The organism is Streptomyces sp. NPDC059373 (genome assembly GCF_042751495.1).
Taxonomy (GTDB): domain Bacteria; phylum Actinomycetota; class Actinomycetes; order Streptomycetales; family Streptomycetaceae; genus Actinacidiphila.
On record NZ_JBHYXC010000024.1, the window covers coordinates 113992 to 122449 of the forward strand.

The following is an 8458-nucleotide window of genomic DNA, read 5'->3' on the forward strand; positions in this document are numbered from 1 at the left end:
GTGATTCGCTCAGGTGTTCTATTCTCGTTTCCAGGGCAACACAAGGAGGCACCATGCGCTGGGACAACCTGAGCCGCGACGGAGCCGAGAACACGAACGTCACCACACCCGCGCTCTTCGGCACCGACGTCGTGACGCGGACGTTCGACACCCCGGAATTCCGCGGGATCACCTTCCACGAGGTGCGGGCCCGCTCGATCGTCAACCGCGTGCCGGGGGCGTCCCGCATGCCGTTCGAATGGACGATCAACCCCTACCGGGGCTGCAGCCACGCTTGTGTGTACTGTTTCGCGCGCAAGACGCACAGCTATCTCGACCTCGACTCCGGCCTGGACTTCGACTCCCAGATCATCGTCAAGGTCAACGCCCCCGACCTGCTGCGCCGCGAGCTCGTCGCGCCCCGCTGGAAGGGCGAACACATCGCCATGGGCACCAATGTCGACTGCTACCAGCGCGCCGAGGGCCGCTACCGCCTCATGCCCGGCATCCTCACCGCGCTACGGGACCGGGCCAACCCCTTCTCCATCCTCACCAAGGGCTCGCTGATCCTCCGCGACCTGGCGCTGCTCGAACAGGCGGCCCAGGTCACCGACGTCTCCACCGCCGTCTCCGTCGGCTTCACCGACCGCGAGCTGTGGCGCACCGTCGAGCCGGGCACCCCGTCACCGCAGAAGCGCCTCGACGTATGCCGGACCCTCAACGAGCACGGCATCCCCTCCACCGTCCTGATGGCGCCCGTCCTCCCCTACCTCAGCGACTCCCCCGAGCAGCTGCGCGCCACCGTCCGCGCCATCGCCGAGGCCGGCGCCACCTCCGTCACCCCACTCGTCCTCCACCTGCGCCCCGGCGCCCGCGAGTGGTACATGGCGTGGCTCTCCGTCCACCACCCTCGCCTGATCCCGCGCTACAAGGCGCTGTACGCGGACGGGTCGTACGCACCCACGTGGTACCAGCGGCGCGTCACGCGCATGGTGCACGACCTCGCCACCGAATACGGCATAGGCCCGTCACGCCGCCCGGGGACGATGCGCCGCGTCGAACCGGAACCGGAACCGGTGCCGGAAGCGGAGGCCACGCAGCTGACGCTGCTGTGATCACGTGTAGAGCAGCGACCCCGGGGTGGTGAGCAGCTCGCCCGTCTCCAACCAGGTCTTCAGGCCGGAGAGGATCATCGGCCAGCCGCCGTACAGCTCGTCGTTCGCACCCTCGCGCAAGTGGTCGTGGGTGACGGTCAGCCGGCAGGAGTCCCCGACGGGCTCGATCTCCCACGTCACCCGCGACGTGCCCTCGCTCTTCACCTCGTCGCTCCACAGCGCGACCATGCTCTGCACCAGCCTGCGCGGCGGGTCGACCTCGAGGATCTCCCCCTCGCCGAGCGGCCCCTCGGCGCCCGGCGCGCCCATCTCGTACCGCGATCCTGGCTTCCAGTCCGAGGTGATCCCGGCGCCGAAGTTGTACTTGGCCCTGATCTCGGGATCGGTGATCGCCTCCCAGAGGCGCTCGGGTGTGGTGCGGATGTAAATCTCGAAGATCTTCTCCATGGGGCTCTCCAGTTGGCGCTTGAGGCCACTGAGGCCGGCGGCCCAGGGCTCCGCGTACTTGCTCACCCACCGGTCGTGGACGAGCCGGATGGGGACGGGGTTGAGGAAGTGGAGCTTCTCGCGGCCCTGCCGCCTGGTGACCACCAGGCCGGCCTCCTCCAACTGTTTGAGGTGCTTCATCACAGCGAAGCGCGTGATGTCGAAGCGCGCCTCCAGAGCGCTGAGCGTCTGCCCGTCCGCACGGAAGAGCGCGTCCAGAAGACTGCGCCGAGTCGGGTCGGCGAGAGCCTTGAACACCGCGTCTTCCTGCATGCCTCGACGATAGGTGACCTTTTGGTCACATGTCAACGCCAGGAGGCGGCGAAGGCCCGTACGGCTGCCGGGGACGGGGGCGGCCCGGGCTCGGCGGAAGGCGGAAAACGCTGCGGAATAGGGTGCGTTCATGGCGAGCGTGAGCGTGGGCGTGCGGTCGATGACCGAGGCGGATATTGATGCGGTGTCGGCGCTGCGGGTGCGGGGGTGGCAGGCCGCGTACGCGGGGATATTGCCGCAGGGGTATCTGGATGCGATGAGCGTGGAGGCGGACGCGGCGCGCAGGCGCGAGTTCTTCGCGAACTCGTTGGGCCGGGTGGAGAACCTGGTGGCCGTCGACGCGGACGACGCGGTGGTGGGCTGGGCGGCGCACGGCCCGTACCGGGGGGAGGACGCGGCGTCGGGCGAGGGGGAGCTGTACGCGATATACGTACGCCCGGATCTCGTCGGCAGCGGCATCGGCCGGGCCCTTACGGACGCCGTGCTGGCCTCGGCCGAGGCGCGCGGCTTCTCGCGAGTCCGGCTGTGGGTCCTGGCGGACAACGCGCGAGCCCGGCGGTTCTACGAAAAGGCCGGCTTCGCCCCCGACGGCGTGGTCCAGGAGGAGAGCTACGACGGCACACCGCTGCCGGAGGTCCGCTACGCGCGGGGCCCGGCCGGCCGCTAGTGCCGTGACCGGCGATGTTTGCCCGTCAAGGAGCGTCGAGCGTGCGTACTGGGCAGTGCGACAGGGCAAAGCTTGCCGGGAGGGGCACTGGAGTCTGTTGTGAAAGTGGATCTTGACCGTGCGGCTGCGCGGCCTGCCCACCCAGTTCCACCCCAGCCTCGAACGTGTCCTGGGCCCCCGGCTCGATCACCCGGCCGTGACACACCTGCTGGAACGCTTCGGCTCCCCCGGCCGCCCATCTTCGCCATGCTCCGCGCGAACGCGCCGCCACCTGACTCGTCCACCACGACGACCGCAGACTCCGTTACCGCGGCACCATCGCCAACGACGCCTGGCTTCACGCCCGCGCCGCCGCCCTCAACCTCCGCCGGCTGATCAACCTTGGACTCACCCACGCAGGTCGCACCTGGAGAACCTCGTGCTGCCGGGTGCCGTCCTCTCCCAGAAAATCCATGGCAACCGATTGACATTCGTTTTTGGGTAGCGGATCGTCGTGGCAGCGCAACCGATTGCATAGTCACGAAGCCACGATGACCAGGCGGTCACCTGCATCGACGGTACGGAAACCCGGCACATCTACGCCATGACAGGGGACGACGTCCGTGCAAGACCGCAATCGAATGCATAGAGCGCTGGAGGGGCCATCAGCTGACCGGGGCGGAACGAAGGGCGTGGCAAGAACGATGACGTACGTCGCGAAGGACAGGCCCCGTATCGGCCGGCTCGGTGCGGGCCGGATGAGCTTCCAACTGGCGGGCCGGTTACTTGACGCGGGCCACGATGTGGCCGTGCACAACCGGACGCGCGCCAAGGCGGAGCCGCTGGCAGAGCGCGGGGCGGCCATTGTTGACCGGCCCGATCAACTCGCGTACCAGCACGTGGTGTTCGTCATGGTGTCCGCCTGAGCGGATCTGGAAGTCGTCACCACTGGCCTCCGTCGGAGTACTCACTCACCCGTAACACGCCCCGGTCTTCTGGTGGACAGCTCCACGGTGTCCACCAGATCCAACCGCCCTCGGGCTGCAGTTCGGGCACGGCGTACCACGTTCCCGGCGCAGGAACTGTTCGTGGCCAACGCCTCCTGGCACAGGCCGAAGAAACCGCACATCCGCAACACCGGCAGGCCCTCAGAACCCTGCCTTCAGCACGGACATCCCATCGGCTCAACGAAGAGTCAGGAGACGCCGACCATGAAGTGGAACAGATACTCGAAGAGAACATGGCAGGGCGCCGTCGCCGCATGCGCGCTGGCGCTCGCTGCGAGCGGCTGCGCGTCCGGCAGTGACACAGCCGCTTCAAGCCAGCGGAACGGTCCTCTGGTGATCGGGGCCTCCGTGTCCCTCACCGGTGACTTCGCCGACAACGGCAAGGCCGTGCAGCGCGGTTACCAGCTGTGGGCCGACTCGGTCAACGCCAAGGGCGGGCTGCTCGGCCGCAAGGTGGAGTTCAAGATCGTGGACGACCTGTCCAGCCCCACCCAGGTCATTACGAACTACCAGAATCTGATCAACCGGGACCATGTGGACCTGGTCTTCGGGCCGTTCTCCAGCCTGTTGACCGTACCCGCCTCACAGGTTGCCAAGCGCTACGGCTACGCCTTCCTCGAACCGGCCGGAGGTGGTCCCCAGGTATTCGCCCAGCACCTGAACAACCTCTTCTTCGTCCAGCCCGCACCGTCCGTCCGTTCCGGTGACGTGTTCGCCAAGTGGGTGCTCTCGCTACCGGCCGACAAGCGGCCCCGGACCGCCGCCTACGCCGAGCTCGACGACCCGTTCGCCGGCCCGATCGCGGAGAGTGTCCGTACCGCCTTCGAGGCCGCCGGCATCAAGACCGTCTACAAGCAGGTCTATCCGGCGGAGACCGCGGACCTGTCCCCCGTGATGTCCGGCATCGCCGCCGCCCACCCGGATGTGCTGGTTTCCGGAACGCAGAACAACGATGCGTACGCCCAGATCAAGAGCCTCGTCCAGCTGAAGTTCAGCCCCAAGTTCGTCTTCATGTCGAACGGCGCCAACTCACCCCTTGAGTTCCCCGACAAGGTGGGGGCGGCCAACACCTCGGGCATCATGTCGTCCGGCGACTGGTACCCCAGCTCGACGGCCGCCGGCAGCGCCGAGTTCGCCGCGGCCTACGTGAAGAAGTACGGCGGCACCGCAGAGCAGGTCGACAACAGCTCCGCCGAGGCGTACGCCTGTGGCCAGCTGCTCGCGGACGTCGCGAAGAAGGCCGGAAAGATCGACAACGCCACGATCATCAAGTCGCTGCACTCCGGTTCGTGGCCGACGCTGCTCGGAGACCTGGGCTGGAACGCGGACGGCGCCCCGACCTCGTCGTTCTCGTTGGTGCAGTGGCAGGGCGGCAAGCTCCTGCCGGTCTACCCCGCCGCCGCGGCCCAGTCGGCTCCCGTGTACCCCAAGCCGAACTGGGGCGGGTGAGACACGTGCACGCTCTTATCCAAGGCGTCATCCTCGGCGTCCTCACCGCCGGCGTCTTCGCGCTGATGGCCTCGGGACAGACTCTGATCTTCGGCATCATGAAGGTCGTGAACCTGGCCCAGGGTGCCATGGTCATCCTCGGTGCCTACCTCTCCTACCAGCTGTTCACCTCCTTCGGCCTGGACCCGTTCCTCGCCATCCCGGTCACTACGGTGATCATGTTCGCCCTCGGTGTCGCCGTCCAGTGGCTGTTCCTGCGGCCGCTGAAGAAGGACGACCGGTCAGAGCTCAGCCTGCTCATCACGTTCGCCGTCGCCCTGCTGATCGAGGGCGTCATGAGCATCACCTGGCACACCACCTACCGCAGCATCAACACCGGCTATGCCAACTCCAGCTGGACCCTGTTCGGCTACCAGATCACCTTGGTGCGGCTCTGGGCGTTCCTGCTGTCGCTCGCCGCGCTCGGCCTGCTCTACCTGCTGCTGAACCACACCCGGTTCGGCCGTGCTGTGCGGGCCACCGTGCAAAACCCGGAGTCGGCGAAGCTGCTCGGGATCGAGGCCGACCGCGTCTCCGCCCTCGGCTTCGGGCTTGGCGCGGCAACCGCGGCTGCGGCCGGATCGGTGTACGGGCTGCTCTACCCGTTCAATCCCGGCAGCCACTACGACCTCATCTCCAAGCTGCTGTCCATCGTCATCCTGGGCGGACTGGGCAGCGTCGGCGGGGCGGTACTCGGCGCGGTGATCGTGTCGACGTCCTCCGCGGTCGTCGCCGCCACCATCTCGCCCGCCTGGTCGGAGATGACCTTCTTCGTGATCCTCATCGCGATCCTGCTGGTGCGGCCGCAGGGCATCTTCGGTACGACAGTAAGGGGTGCATTGTGACCCGTCTCCGTGGCGCAGGCCCCATCGCCTTCTTCGCGGTCCTGGCCTCACTGCCGTCGTTCAACCTGGCCCACTGGGCCATCAACCTGCTGATCTTCACGCTGATGTTCGCGGTGATGTCCAGCGCCTGGAACCTCGTCGGCGGGTTCGCCGGCTATCCGTCCCTCGGCCACGCCGCGTTCTTCGGCATCGGTGCCTACACGGAAGCGCTCTGGTTCTCGCACCACCCGGTGAGCAGCGGCTACGAACCGTTCCTGCTGCTGCCCGCCATCGGCCTGCTTGCCGTCGTGATCGGTCTTCCCGTCGGCGCAGTGGCCATGCGAACCCGCACCGACGTGTTCGCCATCGTCACCATCACGTTGCTCTTCGTCGTCCAGGGCCTCGCCTTCAACCTTCACGGCATCACCGGCGGCGCCCAGGGGCTGGCCATTCCGACCGCTCCCTTCCCGGCTGCCACCTACGACCGGCCGTTCTACTACGTGCTGGTCGGCCTGCTCGCCCTCGCCATGGCGGTCACCTTCGCCGCCATGCGCAGCAAGGTCGGGCTGAGCCTGGCGGCGCTACGCGGGGACGAGGACAAGGCGCGCGGCATCGGCATCCGGGTGACCGGGGTCAAGCTGCTCGCGTTCGCGGTCAGCGTCGGCCTGACCGCCATGGTCGGCGCCGTGTGGGCGTACTACGAGGGCTTCATCTATCCGCAGTTCGCCGTCGATCCCCTCATCACCATCGCGATGGTCCTCATGACGTTCCTCGGTGGCCGCGCCACCCTGTGGGGCCCGGTCCTCGGTGCCTTCATCCTCGAATCCGCACAGCAGTACCTCGCCTACCAGCTCGGCGGCAGCCAGGTCTACCTCATCGCGTACGCCCTGGTTTTCCTGTTGATCATGCTGCTGCTGCCGCGCGGCATACTGCCGACCGTGCAGGACCACATCCGGCGGCGGCGCCGGCGCCAAGCCCTCGACTCCGGTTCGCCCACCCTCACGCAGCCGGCGAATGCGGCTGCGACCGCAGGAGGTGGTCAAGCATGACGGCATTGCTCGAAGTCACCGATATGACCAAGGTGTTCGGCGGCGTCCGCGCCGTGGACGGCTGCTCGTTCACCGTCGAACCGCACACCGTGACCGCGCTGATCGGACCGAACGGCTCCGGCAAGACGACCCTGTTCAACATGGTCACCGGGTACCTGGGTCCGGACAGCGGGCGAGTGCGCTTCGCCGGCCAGGATGTCACCGGTGTGGACGCCGGCACCCTGTACCGCCGCGGCCTGTCCCGCACGTTCCAGCAGGCGCGGGTGATTCCCCAGCTCAGCGTGCTGGAGAATCTGGTCGCGGCCGGTGGGTACAGCTGGCGGCAGCTGCTCACCACGCGGCGGGTCGGCCGCGCCGACCGCGACCGGGCGGGACAGCTACTGGAGGAATTCCGGCTCTCCCACGTGGCGGACCTACTCGCCTCCGAACTGTCCTACGGCCAGCGCAAGTTGCTGGAGTTCGCCGCCGTCCTCATGAGCGATCCGACCCTGGTGCTGCTCGACGAGCCGACCGCCGGCGTCAACCCGGTCATGATCGACACGATGGAGCGGCACATCCGGGAGCGGCACGAGGCCGGAATCACCTTCCTCATCGTGGAGCACGACATGTCGTTCGTGATGCGGCTGTGCGATCCGGTGATCGTCCTTGACCAGGGCAAGCGGATCTTCAGTGGCGTTCCCTCCGAGGTGCAGGCCAACGCGCTCGTCCTCGACGCCTATCTTGGGAGCTGACCATGGCACCGATTCTCACTCTGGACTCCATCGTGGCCGGCTACGGCGCGGGCGACATCCTCAAGGGTGTGGACCTGCAGATCGGAGCCGGCACCGTAACCTGCCTCATCGGTCCCAACGGAGCCGGGAAGTCGACCGTCCTGAAGACCATCAGCGGGCTGCTGCGGCCGCGACAGGGATCCATCCGTTTCCACGAGCAGGAACTCAAAGGCCTCTCGTCGAAGGCTCGGCTGCGGCTCGGCATCGTCCATGTCCCCCAGGACCGCAGTCTGTTCCCCGCGATGAGCGTCTGGGACAACCTGCTCACCGGCGGCTACACCATCCGGGATCAGAAGCTGCTCAGGGAGCGGGTGGACCGGGCCGTCGAGGCCTTCCCGATCTGCGCCAAGCGGGCCCGCGAACACGCCGGATCGCTGTCCGGCGGTGAGCAGAAGCAGGTCGAGCTGGCCCGCACCCTGGTCCTCGACCCCTCGCTGATCCTGCTCGACGAGCCGTCCATCGGCCTGGACCCGAAGTCCCGCCAGCAGGTCTTCGCCAGCATCAGGCAACTCGCCGCCACGGGCCGCACCGTGCTGCTGGTCGAGCAGAACGCCCGCTCGGGCCTGGCCGCGGCCGACTACGGCGCGGTTCTCGAGTCCGGAGTCGTCCGGCTCGTCGCCACCGGCGCCGACCTGCTCGACAACCCCGAGGTGGGCCGCCTGTACCTCGGGGCGGCGGCGCGCTGACTCAAGCACCCTCGATCGGAGGAGGCATGGCACCCTCCACCAGGGCCAAGGCACGCCGTTCAGGCGCCGCCGCGGTTGTACCGCCACTCACCGAACTGCGGTAGACGCCGCGGGGCCCGCCCTCCGGGCGGGCCC

The 8458-nt window shown here is 67.8% G+C and carries 9 protein-coding genes and 1 pseudogene; 9 read left to right on the plus strand and 1 reads right to left on the minus strand.

The features are described 5' to 3' along the window. The first annotated feature begins 53 nt into the window (after nucleotides 1-53). Nucleotides 54-1094, plus strand: coding sequence for an Rv2578c family radical SAM protein (locus tag ACFXJ5_RS27640; RefSeq protein WP_384636535.1), 1041 nt, complete (start codon nucleotides 54-56; stop codon nucleotides 1092-1094). Here ACFXJ5_RS27640 and ACFXJ5_RS27645 read toward each other — a convergent pair whose 3' ends face one another. Further along, nucleotides 1095-1853, minus strand: a complete 759-nt coding sequence (locus ACFXJ5_RS27645; RefSeq protein ID WP_384636538.1) for an ArsR/SmtB family transcription factor — start codon at nucleotides 1851-1853, stop codon at nucleotides 1095-1097. It abuts the gene before it with no gap. Nucleotides 1854-1983: 130 nt separating this feature from the next. On the opposite strand from ACFXJ5_RS27645, the gene ACFXJ5_RS27650 reads away from it, so the two are divergent. The 8 genes and pseudogenes from ACFXJ5_RS27650 (at nucleotide 1984) to ACFXJ5_RS27685 (ending at nucleotide 8323) form a co-directional block, all read left to right on the plus strand. Beyond that, a complete protein-coding gene (locus ACFXJ5_RS27650) occupies nucleotides 1984-2520 on the plus strand; it encodes a GNAT family N-acetyltransferase (protein ID WP_384636541.1) in 537 nt (178 codons plus the stop codon). Between the two features lie 287 nt (nucleotides 2521-2807). Beyond that, nucleotides 2808-2987: pseudogene (locus ACFXJ5_RS27655) on the plus strand (hypothetical protein); the annotation flags it as partial. A gap of 216 nt (nucleotides 2988-3203) precedes the next feature. Continuing rightward, complete coding sequence (locus tag ACFXJ5_RS27660; protein ID WP_384636544.1) at nucleotides 3204-3425, plus strand: NAD(P)-binding domain-containing protein; 222 nt, start codon at nucleotides 3204-3206, stop codon at nucleotides 3423-3425. 285 nt (nucleotides 3426-3710) lie between these two features. Next, a complete protein-coding gene (locus ACFXJ5_RS27665) occupies nucleotides 3711-4955 on the plus strand; it encodes an amino acid ABC transporter substrate-binding protein (RefSeq protein WP_384636547.1) in 1245 nt (414 codons plus the stop codon). A gap of 5 nt (nucleotides 4956-4960) precedes the next feature. Next, nucleotides 4961-5839 (plus strand): branched-chain amino acid ABC transporter permease, encoded by an 879-nt coding sequence (locus ACFXJ5_RS27670; RefSeq protein WP_384636550.1) that lies wholly within the window; start codon nucleotides 4961-4963, stop codon nucleotides 5837-5839. After that, nucleotides 5836-6867, plus strand: a complete 1032-nt coding sequence (locus ACFXJ5_RS27675; protein WP_384636553.1) for a branched-chain amino acid ABC transporter permease — start codon at nucleotides 5836-5838, stop codon at nucleotides 6865-6867. The genes ACFXJ5_RS27670 and ACFXJ5_RS27675 overlap by 4 nt, the downstream gene beginning before the upstream one ends. Further along, the gene (locus ACFXJ5_RS27680; protein ID WP_127358232.1) at nucleotides 6864-7598 is read left to right on the plus strand and encodes an ABC transporter ATP-binding protein; all 735 of its coding nucleotides are present in this window, start codon (nucleotides 6864-6866) and stop codon (nucleotides 7596-7598) included. Before ACFXJ5_RS27675 ends, ACFXJ5_RS27680 begins: the two co-directional genes overlap by 4 nt. A 2-nt stretch (nucleotides 7599-7600) precedes the next feature. Next, nucleotides 7601-8323 (plus strand): ABC transporter ATP-binding protein, encoded by a 723-nt coding sequence (locus ACFXJ5_RS27685; RefSeq protein WP_384636557.1) that lies wholly within the window; start codon nucleotides 7601-7603, stop codon nucleotides 8321-8323. Nucleotides 8324-8458: the final 135 nt, after the last annotated feature.

Bases quoted from the DNA above. Each gene is read 5' to 3' on its own strand.
- ACFXJ5_RS27640 (WP_384636535.1), top strand. From the start codon at position 54: ATGCGCTGGGACAACCTGAGCCGCGACGGAGCCGAGAACACGAACGTC.
- ACFXJ5_RS27645 (WP_384636538.1), bottom strand. From the start codon at position 1,853: ATGCAGGAAGACGCGGTGTTCAAGGCTCTCGCCGACCCGACTCGGCGC.
- ACFXJ5_RS27650 (WP_384636541.1), top strand. From the start codon at position 1,984: ATGGCGAGCGTGAGCGTGGGCGTGCGGTCGATGACCGAGGCGGATATT.
- ACFXJ5_RS27660 (WP_384636544.1), top strand. From the start codon at position 3,204: ATGACGTACGTCGCGAAGGACAGGCCCCGTATCGGCCGGCTCGGTGCG.
- ACFXJ5_RS27665 (WP_384636547.1), top strand. From the start codon at position 3,711: ATGAAGTGGAACAGATACTCGAAGAGAACATGGCAGGGCGCCGTCGCC.
- ACFXJ5_RS27680 (WP_127358232.1), top strand. From the start codon at position 6,864: ATGACGGCATTGCTCGAAGTCACCGATATGACCAAGGTGTTCGGCGGC.
- ACFXJ5_RS27685 (WP_384636557.1), top strand. From the start codon at position 7,601: ATGGCACCGATTCTCACTCTGGACTCCATCGTGGCCGGCTACGGCGCG.